16 protein-coding genes are annotated in these 17,543 nt (G+C 73.5%); 3 read left to right on the top strand and 13 right to left on the bottom strand.

What is annotated here, in order from left to right; all coding sequences use genetic code 11:
- Window positions 1-46: 46 nt before the first annotated feature.
- From topA to AB0K07_RS03065, 6 genes are all read right to left on the bottom strand, one after another.
- Window positions 47-2,884 (bottom strand): type I DNA topoisomerase, encoded by a 2,838-nt coding sequence (topA, locus tag AB0K07_RS03090; RefSeq protein ID WP_363750526.1) that lies wholly within the window; start codon window positions 2,882-2,884, stop codon window positions 47-49.
- A gap of 340 nt (window positions 2,885-3,224) precedes the next feature.
- Window positions 3,225-3,797: a hypothetical protein gene (locus tag AB0K07_RS03085; RefSeq protein WP_363751407.1), complete on the bottom strand. Its 573-nt coding sequence runs from the start codon at window positions 3,795-3,797 to the stop codon at window positions 3,225-3,227.
- Window positions 3,798-3,952: 155 nt separating this feature from the next.
- A complete protein-coding gene (locus AB0K07_RS03080) occupies window positions 3,953-4,495 on the bottom strand; it encodes a hypothetical protein (protein ID WP_363750524.1) in 543 nt (180 codons plus the stop codon).
- 116 nt (window positions 4,496-4,611) lie between these two features.
- The gene (locus AB0K07_RS03075) at window positions 4,612-6,972 is read right to left on the bottom strand and encodes a sodium-translocating pyrophosphatase (protein WP_363750522.1); all 2,361 of its coding nucleotides are present in this window, start codon (window positions 6,970-6,972) and stop codon (window positions 4,612-4,614) included.
- Window positions 6,973-7,300: 328 nt separating this feature from the next.
- Entirely contained in the window at window positions 7,301-7,738 is a 438-nt protein-coding gene (locus AB0K07_RS03070; protein WP_363750521.1) for an ATP-binding protein, read from the bottom strand.
- Window positions 7,735-8,091 (bottom strand): STAS domain-containing protein, encoded by a 357-nt coding sequence (locus AB0K07_RS03065; protein WP_363750520.1) that lies wholly within the window; start codon window positions 8,089-8,091, stop codon window positions 7,735-7,737. The genes AB0K07_RS03070 and AB0K07_RS03065 overlap by 4 nt, the downstream gene beginning before the upstream one ends.
- A 242-nt stretch (window positions 8,092-8,333) precedes the next feature.
- Between AB0K07_RS03065 and AB0K07_RS03060 the strand changes: the two genes are divergently transcribed.
- The 3 genes from AB0K07_RS03060 (at window position 8,334) to AB0K07_RS03050 (ending at window position 11,718) form a co-directional block, all read left to right on the top strand.
- Window positions 8,334-10,718, top strand: a complete 2,385-nt coding sequence (locus AB0K07_RS03060) for a DEAD/DEAH box helicase (protein ID WP_363751405.1) — start codon at window positions 8,334-8,336, stop codon at window positions 10,716-10,718.
- A 97-nt stretch (window positions 10,719-10,815) separates the two neighbouring features.
- Window positions 10,816-11,019, top strand: coding sequence for a hypothetical protein (locus AB0K07_RS03055; protein ID WP_354964347.1), 204 nt, complete (start codon window positions 10,816-10,818; stop codon window positions 11,017-11,019).
- Between the two features lie 120 nt (window positions 11,020-11,139).
- Window positions 11,140-11,718: a hypothetical protein gene (locus AB0K07_RS03050; RefSeq protein WP_363750518.1), complete on the top strand. Its 579-nt coding sequence runs from the start codon at window positions 11,140-11,142 to the stop codon at window positions 11,716-11,718.
- 335 nt (window positions 11,719-12,053) lie between these two features.
- Here the strand turns inward: AB0K07_RS03050 and AB0K07_RS03045 are convergent, their stop codons facing one another.
- From AB0K07_RS03045 to ssd, 7 genes are all read right to left on the bottom strand, one after another.
- Window positions 12,054-12,416: an Rv3654c family TadE-like protein gene (locus AB0K07_RS03045; RefSeq protein WP_363751404.1), complete on the bottom strand. Its 363-nt coding sequence runs from the start codon at window positions 12,414-12,416 to the stop codon at window positions 12,054-12,056.
- Window positions 12,417-12,559: 143 nt separating this feature from the next.
- Window positions 12,560-12,931: a TadE family type IV pilus minor pilin gene (locus tag AB0K07_RS03040; protein WP_363750516.1), complete on the bottom strand. Its 372-nt coding sequence runs from the start codon at window positions 12,929-12,931 to the stop codon at window positions 12,560-12,562.
- 71 nt (window positions 12,932-13,002) lie between these two features.
- On the bottom strand, window positions 13,003-13,170 hold the full coding sequence (locus AB0K07_RS03035; protein ID WP_234584142.1) for a DUF4244 domain-containing protein: 168 nt from the start codon (window positions 13,168-13,170) through the stop codon (window positions 13,003-13,005).
- A 21-nt stretch (window positions 13,171-13,191) separates the two neighbouring features.
- On the bottom strand, window positions 13,192-13,842 hold the full coding sequence (locus AB0K07_RS03030) for a type II secretion system F family protein (RefSeq protein WP_363750514.1): 651 nt from the start codon (window positions 13,840-13,842) through the stop codon (window positions 13,192-13,194).
- A 26-nt stretch (window positions 13,843-13,868) separates the two neighbouring features.
- Complete coding sequence (locus tag AB0K07_RS03025; RefSeq protein WP_363750512.1) at window positions 13,869-15,110, bottom strand: hypothetical protein; 1,242 nt, start codon at window positions 15,108-15,110, stop codon at window positions 13,869-13,871.
- The gene (locus AB0K07_RS03020; RefSeq protein WP_363750510.1) at window positions 15,107-16,318 is read right to left on the bottom strand and encodes a TadA family conjugal transfer-associated ATPase; all 1,212 of its coding nucleotides are present in this window, start codon (window positions 16,316-16,318) and stop codon (window positions 15,107-15,109) included. The genes AB0K07_RS03025 and AB0K07_RS03020 overlap by 4 nt, the downstream gene beginning before the upstream one ends.
- Complete coding sequence (ssd, locus tag AB0K07_RS03015) at window positions 16,315-17,418, bottom strand: septum site-determining protein Ssd (RefSeq protein ID WP_363750508.1); 1,104 nt, start codon at window positions 17,416-17,418, stop codon at window positions 16,315-16,317. Before ssd ends, AB0K07_RS03020 begins: the two co-directional genes overlap by 4 nt.
- Between the last annotated feature and the right edge of the window lie 125 nt (window positions 17,419-17,543).

Raw genomic sequence — 17,543 nt, 5'->3', positions numbered from 1 at the left:
GCCTAAATGGGACATTTCATCCATTAGGGACAGGGGTCGGTGACCGTCACTCCTCGCCGGGCCTGGCGGCGGCCTTCTTCGGGGCCGCCTTCTTCGCCGGGGCCGCCTTCCTGGCAGTGGTCGCCTTGGCGGTGGTGGTCTTCTTCGCGGCGGTGGACTTGCTGGCGGCAGCCGTCTTCTTGGTGGCCGTGGCCTTCTTCGCCGGAGCCTTCTTGGCCGCCGCCTTCTTGCGCGGCGCCGGACCCTTGGCCCGCTTCTCGGCCAGCATCTCCGAGGCTTCCTCGATGCTCAGCGCCTCCGGGGTCTGCCCACGCCGCAGCGACGCGTTGACCTCCCCGTCGGTGACGTACGGGCCGAAGCGGCCGTCCTTGATCACCAGCGGCTTCTCGGTCAGCGGGTCAACGCCCATCTCGCGCAGCGGGGGCGCCGCCGCCCGCCGTCCACGCGCCTTCGGGGCGGCCAGCAGCGCCAGCGCCTCGTCCAGGCCGACCGTGAACATCTGCTCCTCGGACTCCAGCGAGCGGAACTCCTCGCCCCGCTTCACGTACGGCCCGTAGCGGCCGTTGTTGGCGAACACCTCGACCCCGTCGGGCGCGACGCCGACCAGCCGGGGCAGGCTGAGCAGCTTGAGCGCCTCCTCCAGGGTCAACGAGTCCGGCGTCTGCGAGCGCAGCAGCGAGGACTTCCGCTCGCCGCTGGACACGTACGGGCCGAACCGGCCGGACTTGAGCACGATCGGCTCGCCGGTGGCCGGGTCGTCACCGAGCTTGCGCTCGCCGCTGCCACCGAGGAACAGCTCGTGCACCTTCTCCGGGGTCAGCTCGTCCGGGGCCACCCCCTCGGGGATCGGCGCCCGGTCGCCCTGGGCACCGCCCTCCTCGCCCTCGGCCGGTGCCGCCGGCTCGCCGCCGGGCAGCTCCCGCTGGAGGTACGGCCCGTACCGGCCGACCCGGACCACGACCTCGCGGCCCTCGTCGTCGGTGAAGAGCGGGATGGAGTTGACGCTGCGGGCGTCGATCTCGCTGAGGTTCTCGGTGACCAGCTTCTTCAGGCCCCCGGAGCGGGCGATGTCCTGGTCGCCGGCGCCGTTGGTGCTGCCGAAGTAGAACGCGGTGAGGAAGTCGACCGCAGCGTGGTCACCGCCGGCGATCTCGTCCAGCTCGTTCTCCATGCTGGCGGTGAAGTCGTAGTCGATCAGGCGCGGGTAGTGCCGCTCCATCAGGCCGATCACCGCGAAGGCCAGGAAGGTGGGGATCATCGCCTGGCCGCGCTTGGTGACGTACCCCCGGTCCTGGATCGTCTGCATGATCGACGCGTAGGTGGACGGGCGGCCGATGCCCAGCTCTTCGAGGGCCTTGACCAGCGACGCTTCGGTGTAGCGCGACGGCGGCTGGGTGTGGTGGCCCTGCGCCGCCAGCTCGTCGGCGGTCAGCGGCTGGTCCTTGACCAGGGTGGGCAGCCGGCGTTCGGCATCCTCGGCCTCGGCGTTCTCGTCGTCGCTGGACTCGACGTACGCGCGCAGGAAGCCCGGGTCGGTGATGGTCTTGCCGGTGGCGCCGAAGTCCGCCTCCTCCTGCGAGGTGGAGACGGCGCGGATGCGCACCGAGACGCTGGAGCCGACGGCGTCGGTCATCTGCGAGGCGATGGTGCGGCGCCAGATCAGCTCGTAGAGCTTGAACTCCTCGGCGGACAGCTCCTTGGCCACCTCGCCCGGGGTGCGGAAGTTGTCCCCCGCCGGGCGGATCGCCTCGTGCGCCTCCTGCGCGTTCTTCACCTTGCCGGTGTAGCGGCGCGGCTCCGGCGGCACGCTGCGCTCGCCGTACAGCTCGACGATCTGCCGGCGGGCCGCCGAGATGGCGGTCTCCGACAGGTTCACCGAGTCGGTACGCATATAGGTGATGTAGCCGTTCTCGTAGAGCCGCTGCGCGGTGCGCATCGTCTGCTGCGAGGACAGGCGCAGCTTCCGGGCCGCCTCCTGCTGGAGGGTGGAGGTGATGAACGGCGCGTACGGGCGGCGGCGGTAGGGCTTCTCCTCGACCCGGGTGACGGTGAACGGCCGGCCCTCGAGTCGGGCCGCCAGCCCACGCGCGCCACCCTCGTCCAGGTGCACCACGCCGGCCCCGGGCTTCACCCGGCCGGTGGTCGGCTCGAAGTCCTTTCCGGTGGCAATCCGGTCGCCGTTCAGCGCGATCAGGGTGGCGTTGAACGCACGCGGCCCCTCGCCGGCGTTCGCCACGGCGAGAGTGGCCAGGATGTCCCAGTACTCAGCGGTGCGGAAGGCCATCCGCTGCCGCTCCCGCTCGACCACGATCCGGGTCGCCACGGACTGCACCCGGCCGGCCGAGAGCTTCGGCATGACCTTCTTCCACAGCACCGGGGAGACCTCGTAGCCGTAGAGCCGGTCGAGGATCCGCCGGGCCTCCTGCGCGTCGACCAGGTCGCGGTCGATCTCCCGGGGGTTCGCCACCGCCGCCTGGATCGCCGGCTTGGTGATCTCGTGGAAGACCATCCGCTTGACCGGCACCTTGGGCTTGAGCGTCTCCACCAGGTGCCAGGCGATCGCCTCGCCCTCGCGGTCCTCATCCGTCGCCAGGAAGATCTCGTCGACCTCCTTGGCCAGCTTCACCAGCTTGCTGATCTGCTGCTTGCGGTCGGCGGAGACGACGTAGAGCGCGTGGAAGCCGTTGTCCACGTCCACCCCGAGCCGGGCCCACGGTTCCTTCTTGTACTTGGCCGGCACGTCGGCGGCGTTGCGAGGCAGGTCGCGGACGTGACCGAAGCTGGCCTCCACGACGTACCCCGGGCCGAGGTAGCCCGAGATCGTCTTGGCCTTCGCCGGTGACTCGACGATGACCAGACGGGTGGTTCCAGCGTTGCTCGGCACGTCTCTCCCCGACCTCACTCCTGCTCGTGGTCTGCCGGCGCCCGGACAGCGACCGCTCTCGACCCCGCCGTCGCACCGGCGGTTCGGATGTCCAACGTAACGCGCCGTCCGCGTTTCGGGTTTCGCGGGCGGCAAACCGCTCTGACGCGGCGGTCCGTTCCCGCCCCGCCGCGCTCGGCACTGCCGGACGGCGCCACCGTACACCGTGGGTAGGGCTCGAAGCGGGTCACTGTGACGATGGCGGGCCCTCGGCCGAGGTCCGACCCGCCCGTTTTCCGCCGGATCGGGCCCCGCGGCTGTCCGGCACCGGACAGCCCGAGGTGGGCCCCGCCCCCCGGGGTTAGGGGTGGGTCGGCCAGGCGTTCGCCGGTGTTGCGCGGGGTGGGCCGCCGACCAGCTCGGCGAGCCGGGACAGTCGGCGGCGGCCGGTGATCCGGTACGCCGGGCCGCCCTCGGCCGGGCCGAGCAGCGTGCCGGCGAGCCCGGCGGCGGCGAGCGCCGCGCCGACCGGTTCCCAGCACTCCCGGTCGCCCTCGCCGAGCCGCAGCAGGAAGCCGCCGGGCGGCTCCGGCGTCCCGGCGGCGGCGAGCCACAGCCGCAGCCGCCGGCCGGTCAGGTGGAAGGTGGCCGGCGGGCGTTTCGTCGGGCCGTGCAGCCAGGCCGCCGCCAGCGGTTTCAGGACCCGGGTGTACGAGGTACGCACGGCGTGTCGCGCGTCCCCGGTCGGCTCCCAGCTCGCCGCCAGCCCGCGCAGCGCCAGCTCCGCGACCAGCACGTGCACCCGCCAGGCGGCGTCCACCTGCACCGAGAGGCGGGCCGTGCCGCCCATCCGCACCACCTCGCCCGGCCCCGCGAGCAGCCCGGCCAGGTCGGCGACCGTCGGTTCGGCCGCCTCCGCGCCGAAGAAGACCAGTTGCCGCCCGGCGTCGTCGGTCTGCGCCGGCCCGCCCGCCCCGGGCCGGCTCGGCCCGCTCCGCCGTCGCGCGGGCTCGGGCGCCGGCGCGTCGGGTTCGGGTGCCGGGAACAGCGCCGGCAGCGGCTGCGCCGCTCCGGTGTCGCCGAGCCCGCTCAGCGACACTCCGGCACCTCGTCGAAGGCTTGTTTCAGCTCCTCGGAGTTGAGCCGGCTGGTGTCCAGCGCGCTGGCGTCGTACTCCTTGTTGAGGGTGTCCACCGCGGCCCGCACGCCGTCGTAGAAGACGGTCGGCTCGCCGGTGCCCAACCCCTCGATGGTGTCCCGGGCCCGGCCGTAGGCGTCCCGCATCTTCTCCAGTGAGCTGCGGAAACCGGCGGAGATGGCCTCGCCGTTGTCCGTCTCCGGGACGCCGGCCCGCTCCACCTTGCGGCGCGCGGTCTCGCTGGCCTGCTCGGCCCCACCGAAGAGCCGCACCAGGTTCTCCTTGGCCTGAGCCGGCGTGGTCTGCGCGGTCATCTGCTCATCCGTGCTGCTGGTCAACTTGCTGATCTCGGAGCGCCACGGGGTGAGCGCGCCGCAGACCGTGGCCGCCCAGGCGCGCGGGCTGGGGCCGCCGCCGCAGCCGGTGAGGAGGACGACGAACGTGGCCAGGACCACCGTGAGCTTTCCGGCGGCAGACGCCTGGCACGTACGCATGCGTTGCAGCGTACGACCTCCGGCCAGGTGTGGCACCGGTCAGATGGCCCGGAGGAGGAACCGACGGGTCCCCGGCCGGCGCGGTACGCCGACCAGGGACCCGGTGCCGATGAGGGTCAGGCGTTGACCGCCTCCGGCCGGTGGTCGGTGCTGCCCGCGCCGGTGCTGCCACCGGAGTCGGAGTCGGACATCGCGATGCCCTTGCGCTTGCTGAACACCACCGACGCCACGATGATCAGCGTCGCGACCAGCGCGATGCTGACCCGCACCCCGACGTTGCGGTCGTCGCCGACGCTGAACGCCACCACGGCGGGCGCGATCAGCAGCGAGACCAGGTTCATCACCTTGATCAGCGGGTTGATCGCCGGGCCGGCGGTGTCCTTGAACGGGTCGCCGACGGTGTCGCCGATGACCGTCGCGGCGTGCGCCTCGGAGCCCTTGCCGCCGTACGCGCCGTCCTCGACGAGCTTCTTGGCGTTGTCCCAGGCGCCACCGGAGTTGGCCAGGAAGACCGCCATCAGGGTGCCGGCCCCGATCGCCCCGGCCAGGTACGACGCCAGCGCGCCGGGCCCGAGGCCGAAGCCGACCGCGATCGGCGCCAGGATGGCCAGCAGACCGGGGGTCATCAGCTCGCGCTGCGCGTCCCGGGTGCAGATGTCGACGACCTTGCCGTACTCCGGGCGCTGGGTGCGGTCCATGATGCCGGGCAGCTCACGGAACTGCCGGCGGACCTCCATCACCACGGCACCCGCCGAGCGGGACACCGCGTTGATGGCCAGCCCGGAGAAGAGGAACACCACCGCCGCACCGATGATCAGGCCGACCAGGTTGCGTGGGTTGGCCACGTTCAGCGAGTTGAGGATCTCCGTCCCGACGTCGCCCACACCCGCGTCGGCGTACGCCGTGCGCAGCGTGTCGGTGTACGAGCCGAACAGCGCGGTCGCGGCGAGCACCGCCGTGGCGATCGCGATGCCCTTGGTGATCGCCTTGGTGGTGTTGCCGACCGCGTCCAGCTCGGTGAGCGTCCGGGCGCCGTGCTCGTCGATGTCGCCGGACATCTCCGCGATGCCCTGGGCGTTGTCGGAGATCGGGCCGAAGGTGTCCATGGCGACGATCACGCCGACCGTGGTGAGCAGGCCGGTGCCGGCCAGCGCCACCGCGAACAGCGACAGCGTGATGGAGCTGCCGCCGAGCAGGAACGCACCGAAGACGCCGGCGCCGATCAGCAGCGCCGAGTAGACCGCCGACTCCAGCCCGATGCTGATGCCGGCCAGAATGACGGTGGCGGCACCGGTCTGCGAGCTCTTGCCGATGTCCTGCACCGGGCGGCGGTTGGTTTCGGTGAAGTAGCCGGTGAGCGCCTGGATCGCGGCGGCCAGCACGATGCCGATGATCACCGCGCCGATGGCCACCAGCCGCGGGTTGCGGTCGACGTCGGCCAACCCGCCCTCCAGCTCGGCGAAGGTCGCCGGCAGGTAGGCGTAGGCGGCGATCGCCACCAGCACCGCGGAGAGCACAGCCGAGATGTAGAAGGCCCGGTTGATCGCGGTCAGGCCGTTGCGGTCGGAGGTGCGCAGCCGGGTGATGAACACGCCGACGATCGCGACCAGCACGCCGATGGTGGAGATGATCAGCGGGAAGACCAGGCCGTCCTCGCCGAACGCGGCGCGGCCCAGGATCAGCGCGGCGACCAGCGTGACCGCGTACGACTCGAACAGGTCGGCGGCCATGCCGGCGCAGTCACCGACGTTGTCGCCCACGTTGTCGGCGATGGTGGCGGCGTTGCGCGGGTCGTCCTCCGGGATGCCCTGTTCGACCTTGCCGACCAGGTCGGCGCCGACGTCGGCGGCCTTGGTGAAGATGCCGCCGCCGACCCGCATGAACATCGCGAGCAGGGCGGCGCCGAAGCCGAAGCCCTCCAGCACGGTCGGCGCGTCGCCCCGGTAGATCAGGACGACCAGCGCGGCGCCGAAGAGGCCGAGGCCGACGGTGAGGAAGCCGACCACGCCGCCGGTGCGGAAGGCGATCTTCATGGCCGCCTCGCGGCCACCCTGTCGCTCCCGGGCGGCGGCGGCCACGCGCAGGTTGGCGCGGGTGGCCAGCCACATGCCGGCGCCACCGATGGACGCGCTGAACAGGGCGCCCACCACGAAGAAGAGCGAGCGGCCGAACTTCACGGCGGTCTCGCTGCCGTCGGTGTCGTGCACCGGCAGCAGGAAGAGCAGCACCACGGCGATGACGACGAAGATCGCCAGGGTGCGGAATTGGCGGAGCAGGTAGGCCGAGGCGCCCTCCTGGACCGCCCCCGAGATCTCCTGCATGTTCGTGGTGCCCTTGCCGGCTGCCAGCACCGCCTTTGTCAGGGCGGCGGCGAAGACGAGCGCCACCAGCGCGAGTACCGCGGCGATGACGACGTACGTGACATTGCTACCGGTAAGGGAAAGCCCGCCGCCGTCGGCGGCCAAGGTCTCGGACATCTGTGTCCTCCTGTTACCGAACACTCGCGCCGGTGAGTGGAGACGCACCGACCGGCGCCTGAACGCGGACTCGCAAGCGCGCGCCAACCCACTCCCAGCGGACCAGCGATGACCACCCATACCCGCTGGCTGCGGGATGGGTCACTTGCTGACAACCCGGGTACTGTAGCCCTCCACAGTGTCGGAGGTCACACCGAGGTGGCACCGTGTCTCGATGATCTTCGTCGCTGTGTTATGAAACGAAATCTGATATAGGGCCCGGTCCATGACAGGCAGGCCACACCCCCGACGGGGATGCGGCCTGTGGGTTGGAACGGAACGGAACGGGTCAGCGGCCGACCGGCCACACCATCCGCACCTCGGTGCCGACGCCCTCGTCGACGGGACGCACCTGAAGGTCCTCGACGAAGCCGGCGAGCAGGGCGAACCCGACTCCGGTGGTCAGCGCCTCATCGGTGAGCGACTCGTTGGCCAGCTCGTCCGGCGGCAGCGCGGCCAGCCCGATACCGGCCTCGATCGGCGCCCGGTCCACCACCCGCACCGAGTACGACCCGGCGTCGGACATCTCCACCAGCACCGGGTCGGCCAGGCCGTACTGCCGGTGCAGGGCCACCGCCCGGGTGCACGCCTCACCGATGGCCAGGCGTACCTCGTCCAGCAGGTCCTCGCGGACTCCGGCACGCCGGGCGACGGCGACGCCGACCAGCCGGGCGGTGCGGACGTGCACCGGCGCCGGGGAGAAGGAGAGCCGGACTGTCGCCATCACGCGCTGGCGCCGCTCGGTTCCGCGCCGACCGCCGCGTCGACCGTGGGGTGCAGCGGGAACACCTGGTCCAGCGCGGTGATCCGGAAGATCTTGAGCAGCGGCTCCTTGTCGCAGACCAGGGCGAACGAGCCGCCGGCCGTGCGGAGCCGCTTGAGCGCGCCGACCAGCACGCCCAGCCCGGTGGAGTCGAGGAAGTCCACCCGACCGAGGTCGACCACCACGTGCCGGGCGCCGGAGTCGATCAGTTCGAGGAGCCGTTCCCGGAGCCGGGGCGCGGTGTAGACGTCCACCTCACCGCCGACCTCGAGCACCGTGTGCTCGCCCACGGTGCGGGTCGCCAGCGACAGCTCCATCGGTCCTCCTCGCCAGAGCCGTAAACTCTCCTGGGCATCTAACCATTACCGCCTGGCCACCCTGCGGTCGCCAACGGAGGCTTCCCCTTACCCCCCGGCCCGACTTTTCATCTCCGAACACCAGTGCGAGAGTGCAGGGCGTGACTTACGACAGCTTCAGCTCGGCGCGTCTACCGCCGCGCGACGCCCTGAAGCCGTCGTACGACAGCTTCAGCTCGGCGCGTCTGTCGACGCGCGATGACCTGGAGCCGTCGTCCGCAGCCACCGTATCCGGCGATCCCGGCCCCGAGCCATCGCCTGCCGACCTGCTGCGCCGGCTGCGCGCCCGGGGCGCCGGTGACCCGGTCACCCACGTCGAACGGGTGCCGGCCCGCGCCGGGGTGCCCGCGCCGTGGCCGTCGTGGGCGCCCGCGGAGCTGCGCGAGGCGTTCGCCCGCCGCGGCGTCGTCGCGCCCTGGCAGCACCAGGCCGAGGCGGCCACCCTGGCGTACGACGGCGGCCACGTGGTGGTCGCCACCGGCACCGCGTCCGGCAAGTCCCTGGCGTACCAGCTTCCGTCGCTGGCCACGCTGCTCGCCGACCCGCGGGCCACCGTGCTCTACCTGGCGCCGACCAAGGCTCTCGCCGCCGACCAGCTGCGGGCCGTGGCCGGGCTGGAACTGGAGGGGGTACGCCCGGCCTGCTACGACGGGGACACTCCGCGCGCCGAGCGGGAGTGGATCCGCCGGCACTCCCGGTTCGTGCTGACCAACCCGGACATGCTGCACCACGGCATCCTGCCCGGGCACGCCCAGTGGTCCGGCTTCCTGCGCCGGCTGGCGTACGTGGTGATCGACGAGTGCCACACCTACCGGGGGGTGTTCGGCTCGCACGTGGCGCACGTGCTGCGCCGGCTGCGGCGACAGTGCGCGCGGTTCGGGGCGACCCCGGTGTTCGTGCTCGCCTCGGCGACCTCCGGCGACCCGGCGACCGCGGCCGGGCGGCTGACCGGCCTGCCGGTGACGGCCGTCACCGAGGACGCCTCGCCGCGCGGCGGGGTGACCTTCGCGCTCTGGGAACCGCCGCTGCTGCCACCCGACTCGTCGGCGTCCTCCGCCGTGGCGCCCGCCCAGGCGGCGGGCGGGCACGACGACGTGCCGGACCTCGTCCAGGTCCGCCGGTCGGCGCTGCGGGAGACCGCGGACCTGCTCGCCGACACGGTCGCCGAGGGGGTACGCACGCTCGCGTTCGTCCGGTCCCGCAAGGGTGCCGAGGTGGTGGCGGCGAGCGCCCGCCGGGCGTTGGACGAGGCGGTGCCGGGGCTCGGCAAGCGGGTGGCCGCCTACCGGGGCGGGTATCTGCGCGAGGAGCGGCGCGAGCTGGAGCGGGCACTGCTGCACGGTGACCTGCTCGGCCTGGCCTCCACCAACGCGCTGGAGCTGGGCGTGGACCTGGTCGGGCTGGACGCGGTGCTGATCTGCGGATACCCGGGCACCCGGGCGTCGCTCTGGCAGCAGGCGGGCCGCGCCGGGCGCTCCGGTCAGGAGGCCCTCGCCGTGCTGGTGGCCCGGGACGACCCGCTGGACACCTATCTGGTGCACCACCCGGAGGCGATCTTCGGGGCGCCGGTGGAGGCGACGGTGCTCGACCCGGCCAACCCGTACGTGCTGGCCCCGCAGCTCGCCTGCGCCGCCGCCGAGGCTCCGCTCACCCCGGCCGACCTGGCGCTCTTCGGCGACGGGGCGAAGGAGGCGGTCGACGAGCTGGTGGCCGCCGGGGCGCTGCGACAGCGGCCCACCGGCTGGTACTGGCGGCACCGGGAGCGCCCCGAGGTGGATCTGCGCGGGGAGGGCGGCGCCCCGGTCTGCGTGGTCGAGTCGGCCACCGGCCGGCTGCTGGGCACCGTCGACGGCGGCTCCTCGCACTTCCTGCTCCACCCCGGCGCGGTCTATCTGCACCAGGGCGTCTCGTACGTGGTGGACGAGCTCGACCTCGCCGACGGCTGCGCGCTGGTGCACACCGAGGAGCCGGACTGGTCCACCCACGCCCGGGACGTCACCGACCTGTCCGTGGTGTCGGTGCGCTCCTACGTGGACGCCGGTCCGGTCGGCATGTTCCTCGGCGAGGTGGACGTGACCAGCCAGGTGGTGTCGTACCAGCGACGCCGCATCGCCACCGGCGAGGTGATCGACACCCGGCCGCTCGACCTGCCCACCCGCGAGCTGCGCACGGTGGCGGTCTGGTTCACGCTGTCGCCGCAGTCGCTGACCGCGGCCGGTGTGCAGGCCGCGGACGTGCCGGGTGCGCTGCACGCCGCCGAACACGCCGCGATCGGCCTGCTGCCGCTGATGGCCACCTGCGACCGGTGGGACATCGGCGGGCTCTCCACCGCGGTGCACCCGGACACCGAGGCCCCGACCGTCTTCGTCTACGACGGCCACCCGGGCGGCGCGGGCTTCGCCGAGCGGGCGTACGGGACGGCGTCGGCGTGGCTGCGGGCCACCCGGGACGCGATCGCGGAGTGCGGCTGCGAGGCCGGCTGCCCGTCCTGCGTGCAGTCGCCGAAGTGCGGCAACGGCAACCACCCGCTCTCGAAGCCGGACGCCATCCGGGTCCTCGACGTGGTGCTGGCGAACCTGCCCGCCTGAGCCACCCTGCATGAACCCCCGCCGGACCGGGCACAATGATGGGAGCGCTTCCATCGATGTCTGACTCTCAGTCCATCGCGTGCCCCAAGGAGGAGCCGTGGCCGACACCATCGCCGAGACCGTCGACCTGCTCTACACCATCGACCAGGAGAAACTCACCCTCGACCAGCAGATCGCGCTCGGGTCCGCGCTGGCCGCCCTGGCTCAGGCGGAACGGCTGGAGCAGATCAACGAGCGGCTGCAAGGCATCCATCAGGTCCTCAACGGCTGGGCGCTGCGTGTCACCGTGGACGGGCGCTGACCTCCGCAGGGACGGTCGGACGGGGTGGACGCGGTCACGGGTGGGAGCGCCGGGACGCGGGCCGGCGGCGGTCGCCGGGCTGTGCGAGACTCCGGCGCACCAACCCCCTGAGGAGATTTGATGCAGCTCGACAACTTGCAGACCCTGCGGCAGTTCCACATCCGCCAGCGGCTGCGGATGATGGTCAACCAGTACGAGGTCCGGGCGGTCGCCGCGGACGGCACCGAGGGCGAACTGCTGGCGTTCGCGCAGCAGAAGCGGCTCGCCTTCAAGGAGCAGGTGACGATCTACACCGACGACTCCAAGCAGCAGCCCCTGCTCGGCTTCAAGGCCCGCCAGCGCATCGACCTGGGCGCCACGTACGACGTGACCGACGCGGCCGGCAACCCGATCGGCCTGTTCCGCAAGGACTTCGCCCAGTCGCTGCTGCGTTCCACCTGGCACGTGGAGCAGGCCGGCCTGCCGCAGGTGACGGGCCAGGAGCGCAGCATGCCGGTGGCACTACTGCGCCGGTTCGTCGACTCGCTGTCCTGGCTGCCGTACCACTTCGACTTCACCGCCGGCGGCCAGCCGGTCTTCTCGGTGGTGAAGAAGTGGGGCCTGCGCGACAAGTACGTCGTCGAGGTGCACAACCCGCAGATCGACCGCCGCCTGGTCATCGCCATGGCCGTCGCTCTCGACGCGCTCCAGTCCCGCTGACGCACGGCGGCCGACCGAGCCACCCACCTTCTCGTCCGCTGGCCGGGACACGGGCCCATCGGCCCACGTCCCGGCCAGCAGGCTGTCGGCTGCCGACAGGCCCGCAGCCCCTTTGGAGTTGATGTCGCAAACGCATCGCTACCGATGTCGTCAGCGATTCAGCTCCACAGTGTTGTCGAACTGCCACGCCGCACCCGGTGCGGTGGTGGCCCCGGGGCCGGCCGAGGCCCCATCCGCTCCGGACCCCGACCTGGTGTGCCTGGCTGTACGCGCGCCCAACCTCGACTGCGACCTGGCGCGAGCCGCAGCAGCCAACATATGCGGGCCGTTACCCTTCAGCCGCGTACCGGGCCGGCGCGGGCCGTTGACGCCACAACCCGGGTCAGGCCGGGCAGTGGCGTGACCGCCACCTCGACGGTCACCAGCACATCCAGCCCGTCGGTACGACAGTCGACGAGTCGGCCACCGTTGCGACCGGCGATGTCCGCGGCGGACGCGCACGCCGCCACGTCGCCGTCGAACGCCCTGGCCGCCCCGGCCAGCGCACCCAGGTCAGCCGCCACGGCCGCCCGTTGCGCCGCCATCGCGGCCGAGGCGACGGCGGCGCCGAACGCCCCCACCAGCACGAAGACCAGGCCCACCGCCAGCAGAAGCACGGTCGCCCCACCTCGCTCAGGATCCGCCCGCTCACCGTCCAGCCCGTCCCCGTGCGGTCGCTCGGTGTGCTGCGATCGCTCGGTTGCCGGCCGCTCCGTGAGCGGCCACTCGGTCTGCGGCCGCTCGTGGCGGCGGTGGCGCCGGCCGGTTCCGGTCTGGTGTTCCGGCCTGCCTGGGCATCCGCTCACCGGCTCTCCTCCGTGGCCCCGGGTTCCACGGCTGCGACGGCGGTGGCCTCCACCGTGATCCGCGGAAGGCGACCGCCCAACGCCCGCACGGGCGCCCGGACCGTCGCCTGTGCCCGGTCCCCGTCGATCGACACCGACACCTCCGCCCCCGACGGCGCTCCGCGCAGGTCACCGGCACTGCCGTCCGCGCCCCGGGCGGCGGCCAGCGCCGCCTCCCGGGCCGTGTGCAGGCAGCTCGCCCGGGTGCTGACGGCGTTGACCGCGGTCAGGCCGGCGAGCAGGAGCAGGAGCAGCGCCGGCAGGCCGGCCGCCAGTTCGGCGGTGAAGGAGCCCCGGTCCCCGCCGGCTGCCCGGTCGACGACGCGCAATCCCCGCTGGGCGCGCGCTGCCCACCCGGTGGCGCCTGCCCCCCGAGCGCGGTCGGCCTGCCGGCGCCCGATCACTTGAGTGCCCGGTCGATGACGGCGGTCAGCGCCGACTGGACGTTGCCGGAGGTCAACACCTTCAACAGGATCCCGGCGAACGCGACCGCGGCGAGCGTGCCGACGGCGTACTCAGCGGTGTTCATCCCGTCGTCGCCGCGTAGGCGGGCGATGAGTTTGCGCATGCTGTTTCCCTTCTCGATGGGTCAGAGCACGTCGCCGAGGACGGCGACGATCACCGGCACCAGGCCGGCGAGAATGAACGCCGGCAGGAAGCAGAGCCCCAGCGGCAGGACGATGAGCACGCCAGCCCGGCGGGCCGACGCCTCGGCGGCGGTGGCCCGGTCGGCGCGCAGGTCGTCAGCGAGCCGGGTCAGCGCACCGGCCAGGGCGGCGCCGCTGTTGGCGGAGCGGAACGCGGCCGCGCTCAACCGCTCTGCGCCCGGCACGCCGTCCAGCGCGGACCAGGCCTCCGTCGGGCCACCGCCGAGCAGCAGGGTGCGGCCGACCCGGGCCAGCCGGCTGGCGAGTGGACCGTCCAACGCCTCGGCGACGGCCAGCACAGAGCGGTCCAGTGGGGCGCCGGCCCGCATCGCCGCGGCCAGCAGGTCGGCGGCGAGCGGCAGATCGGCGGCCTCCCGAAGTCGTCGGTTGCGCGCCCCCGGCGACTCGATCCGCCTCAGCAGCAGATCCAGCAGGAGCACGGTCGGGACCGCCCCGAGTAGCCCGTACCAGCCGCCGACGACGACGGCCACGGCGAGCCCGCCCAGACCGGCGGCGAGCCGGATCGCGTCGGGTCGTTGCCGACCGCCGGCTGTGCTCGGTCCCGCGCTGACCGACCCGGTCCGCGCCCTCATGCCGGAGCCCGCCACCCTCCGGGACATCAGCCGGCCCGCCCCGGCGTCGCGCCCAGCCGTTCGGCCCAGAACAGGCCGATGACCTGCAGCACGACCGCGAGAACCGCGCAGACCCCGCCGACCGTGCTGTGCAGGAGCACCGCCACGGGATCCACGCCGATCCCGTACCCGAGCCCGATCCCGCCGACCGGCAGGGCTGCGAGCAACCAGGCCGTGGCCCGGGCCCCGGCCGCCTGTGCCGCCGCGGCGGACAACCCCCGATCGGTCGCCCGGGCGTCCGCCTCGATCCGCTCGACGAGCTCTGCCAGCGGCGCGCCGGTCCGATCGGCCAGCCGCACCGCGGCGGACGTCAGCTGGGCAAGCCGGTCCGGCCCGCCGGGCCCACCGGCGGTGGCGATCTCGATGGCCTGCGGAACGGGCAGGCCCGCCCGAAGGTCCGCCGCGAGGCCGCAGAGCTGGTCCAACCCGCGCCGCCGATTCCGCTCGGCATGCCGGTTCGCCCGCCACCGCAGCACGGCCCGCACCGTCAGCGTGCCGTAACCGGACACCGCGACCGCTGCCACCGGCCCGGCGACCGCGGCGCCGACACCGGCACCCGCCAGGCCGACCAGCAGCAGCATCCGTGCCGGCGATCGCGGGACGCGCGCCGAGGTGTCAGCGCCTCGCTTCCCGCCAGGACCGTCGGCCATCCTGGCCATCGGCTCGATGGTCCGCTGTACGCCGCCGTCGAAAGCTCCACGACCGTCGACCGTCGCCGCGCCGGAAACATCGTCCCAACCCGGCACGTTCGTCTCGATCAACGTCCCGTCGGCGGAGGTGACAGCGCGCCGTTCGGCGTCCGGGGCGACGGCCACGGGACGGGCGGCGCCGCCCGGACCACGGGGGTCGCGCCGAGTCGGCGGACGTGCCGGACCTGGGGGTCGCGTGGAGGCCACTGACCCGCCCGCTGCTCTGGGCCAGGGCTGGCCGACGTTCACGTCCCTGGTCGACCAGCTGGCGAGCCTCGGCCCGCCGCCGAAGCCCGGGGCTGCGGGTGGCTGGTGGCCCGACGAGGGCAGAGCGCCGAACCCGTCGGCCGGGACGTTCAGCCCGCGACCGAGGTTTCGGACCCAGTCCACCAACGCGTCGTCCGGATCAGAAGGCAACTTCCCACGAACCGTCGGCGTCAGCACCCGACGGCGGCGGGCCCGGATGCTCCGCACGGGCCAGGCCACCAGGGTCGCGGCCGCCAGCAGCAACGCCGCCACCAGCACCGTCCCGCCGGTCATGCCGGGCCCGCCGATCCGGGCCACGGCTCGCTGAGAATCGGCGGCGGTGCCACGCCACGGTCCCGCAACAGCGCCCCGAGCGCACGGGCGGCCAGCCCGAGCCCCCGACCGCGGACCCAGGCGGGCACCACGGTGACCAACCGGTCGGGCCCCTCCGGGAGCAGCAGGCAGATCGACTCCAGGACGCGGCCCCGATCGCCACGTCGTACCTGGAACAGCACCTGCAACGCGGCGGCCACCTGGGCGTGCAGCGCGGCCCGGGGCAGCCCTCCCAGCATGCCGAGCGCCTCGAGCCGGGCCGGTACGTCGGAGGGGGTGTTGGCGTGCAGGGTGCCGGCGCCTCCGTCGTGGCCGGTGTTCAGCGCGGCCAGCAGGTCGACCACCTCACCGCCCCGGCACTCCCCGACCACCAGCCGGTCCGGCCGCATCCGCAACGCCTGCCGGACCAGGTCGGCAAGGCTGACCACACCGGTTCCCTCCACGTTGGCGGTACGCGCCTGGAGCCCCACCACGTGCGGGTGCCCCGGTTGCAGCTCGGCGGCGTCCTCCACCAGCACGATCCGTTCGGTGGCCGGGACCAAGCCGAGCAGCGTGTTGAGCAGCGTCGTCTTACCCGACCCGGTGCCGCCGGTGACCAGGTACGCCAGCCGGGCCGCGACGACGGCGGCGAGCAGTGGTGCCACCGGTCGCGGCACGGTCCCCTGGCGCACCAACTCGTCGAGTGTGAAGGGACGGTGCCGGAAGGTCCGCAGGGACAGGTAGGGGCCTTCGGTCGCCACCGGGGGCAGAACGGCGTGCAGCCGGGTGCCGTCGGGAAGACGAGCGTCCGCGTACGGGGAGCCGTCGTCGAGCCGCCGCCCGGCGCTAGCGATCAGTCGCTGCGCCAACCGGCGGACCTCCTCCACCGAGCCCACCGGCACCGCGACCTGGTGCAACCCGGCCCCCCGGTCGACCCAGACCCGGGTGCCGTTGACCAGTACGTCGGTCACCTCCGGGTCGGCAAGCAGCGGTGCCAGCGGCCCGGCGCCGACCAGGTCGTCGTGGACCCGGTCGGCGATCCGCAGCACGGCGGTGTCACCGAGCACGGCGGCGGCGGGCTCGGCCCGCACCGCGGAGACGATCGCCGCCGGGGTGACCGGGGTGCTGGCGGCGGCGATCCGTTGCCGCACCCGGGCGGCGAGGGTGTGTTCCTCCGGCCGGCCGGTCATGCCGCACCCGTTGCCGGCACGCCGGTGAGGTCGGTGACGATCCGCTGGCAGAGGGTGGCCAGCGGGCCCTTGCCGGCGGCGGCCGGCGCCTCGCCCCGTTCCAGACCGCGGCAGAGCCCCGGCTCGGGGCGCAGCGTGCCGGCGAGGGGAAGGCCGAGCGCCCGTGCCACCTCGGTCGCACGCAACTGGCCCGGGGCGGGGCCGCGCACCACCACCGAGAGCGCCGCGCAGTGCGGGGCGGCGGCGGCCACCACCCGCGCGGCCGCCGCCGTGGCACGCAGCTCGGCCGGGACGACGACGAACGCCTGGTCGGCCGCCTGCAACGCGATCACGGCGGCATCGTCCAACTGGCGAGGCAGGTCGACGACCACGAAGTCCCGGCCGCGCCGGGCAGCGTCGACGGTGGCGGCCATCGCGGCCGCGGGCAGCGCCAGCAGGTCGCCGCGATCCCAGGAGAGCACCACCAGGTCGCCCCGGCTGGGCAGGGCCCGGACCAGCGCGGGGGCGTCGACCCGCCCGTCCGCGCCGGTGAGCGACGGCCAGCGCAGCCCGTCCAGCTGCTCCCAGCCGAGCACCAGGTCGAGACCACCGCCGAGCGGGTCGGCGTCGACGAGCAGGGTACGCAGCCGTGCCCGGGCGGCGGTGACGGCGAGCCCGCCGGCGAGCACGCTCGCCCCGGCGCCGCCCCGCCCACCGAGCAGCGCGACGATTCGGGCAGCGGAGCCGGCCGGCCGGTCCGAGCCCTGCTCGGCGAACCGGTCCACCAGCCACGGCTCCGCGGCGGGCAGCGTGGCGACGTGTTCGGCGCCGATCAGCTCGGCGATCTGCCAGCCGGGGTCGAGCTGGCCGGTGCGGCCGACCAGCACGAGCCGGGACCGCTGCGGCAGCCTGGCCCGCAGGCACGGCTGTGCCTGGTCGGCGCCGAGCAGCACCAGCGGCGCGGGAAGCCAACGGGTGCGGGCGGCGGCCGGGTCGGCGGCGAGCTCCACTTCGGTCCCGCCGGCGGCGGCGAGCCGGAGCAGGTCGTCGAGCAGGTCGCCGTCCCCCGTGACGACCAGCGGTAGTCGGCGGATCGGCGGAACGGAGGTACGGGGTGGCATCGCGGCCTCCAGCGGTCGGGCTCCGGGTGTGCCGCCGACCCTGCTCGGGATCCGCCCCGCAAACCGCCCCGGCCACGCTGCCTGTGGACAACCAAGCGAGCTGTGGACAACGCCCGCCGAGACAG

Origin of the sequence: Micromonospora sp. NPDC049301, assembly GCF_040678715.1 — a bacterium.
In the GTDB taxonomy this organism is placed as follows: domain Bacteria; phylum Actinomycetota; class Actinomycetes; order Mycobacteriales; family Micromonosporaceae; genus Micromonospora.
Note: the sequence above shows the minus strand (reverse complement) of the source record. Positions and strands in the feature narration are given on the sequence as shown.

What these genes read in the sequence shown, in the direction of transcription:
- AB0K07_RS03080 (WP_363750524.1), bottom strand. Translation starts at nt 4,495, where the DNA reads ATGCGTACGTGCCAGGCGTCTGCCGCCGGAAAGCTCACGGTGGTCCTG.
- AB0K07_RS03075 (WP_363750522.1), bottom strand. Translation starts at nt 6,972, where the DNA reads ATGTCCGAGACCTTGGCCGCCGACGGCGGCGGGCTTTCCCTTACCGGT.
- AB0K07_RS03065 (WP_363750520.1), bottom strand. Translation starts at nt 8,091, where the DNA reads ATGGAGCTGTCGCTGGCGACCCGCACCGTGGGCGAGCACACGGTGCTC.
- AB0K07_RS03050 (WP_363750518.1), top strand. Translation starts at nt 11,140, where the DNA reads ATGCAGCTCGACAACTTGCAGACCCTGCGGCAGTTCCACATCCGCCAG.
- AB0K07_RS03035 (WP_234584142.1), bottom strand. Translation starts at nt 13,170, where the DNA reads ATGCGCAAACTCATCGCCCGCCTACGCGGCGACGACGGGATGAACACC.
- AB0K07_RS03030 (WP_363750514.1), bottom strand. Translation starts at nt 13,842, where the DNA reads ATGAGGGCGCGGACCGGGTCGGTCAGCGCGGGACCGAGCACAGCCGGC.
- AB0K07_RS03025 (WP_363750512.1), bottom strand. Translation starts at nt 15,110, where the DNA reads ATGACCGGCGGGACGGTGCTGGTGGCGGCGTTGCTGCTGGCGGCCGCG.
- AB0K07_RS03020 (WP_363750510.1), bottom strand. Translation starts at nt 16,318, where the DNA reads ATGACCGGCCGGCCGGAGGAACACACCCTCGCCGCCCGGGTGCGGCAA.
- ssd (WP_363750508.1), bottom strand. Translation starts at nt 17,418, where the DNA reads ATGCCACCCCGTACCTCCGTTCCGCCGATCCGCCGACTACCGCTGGTC.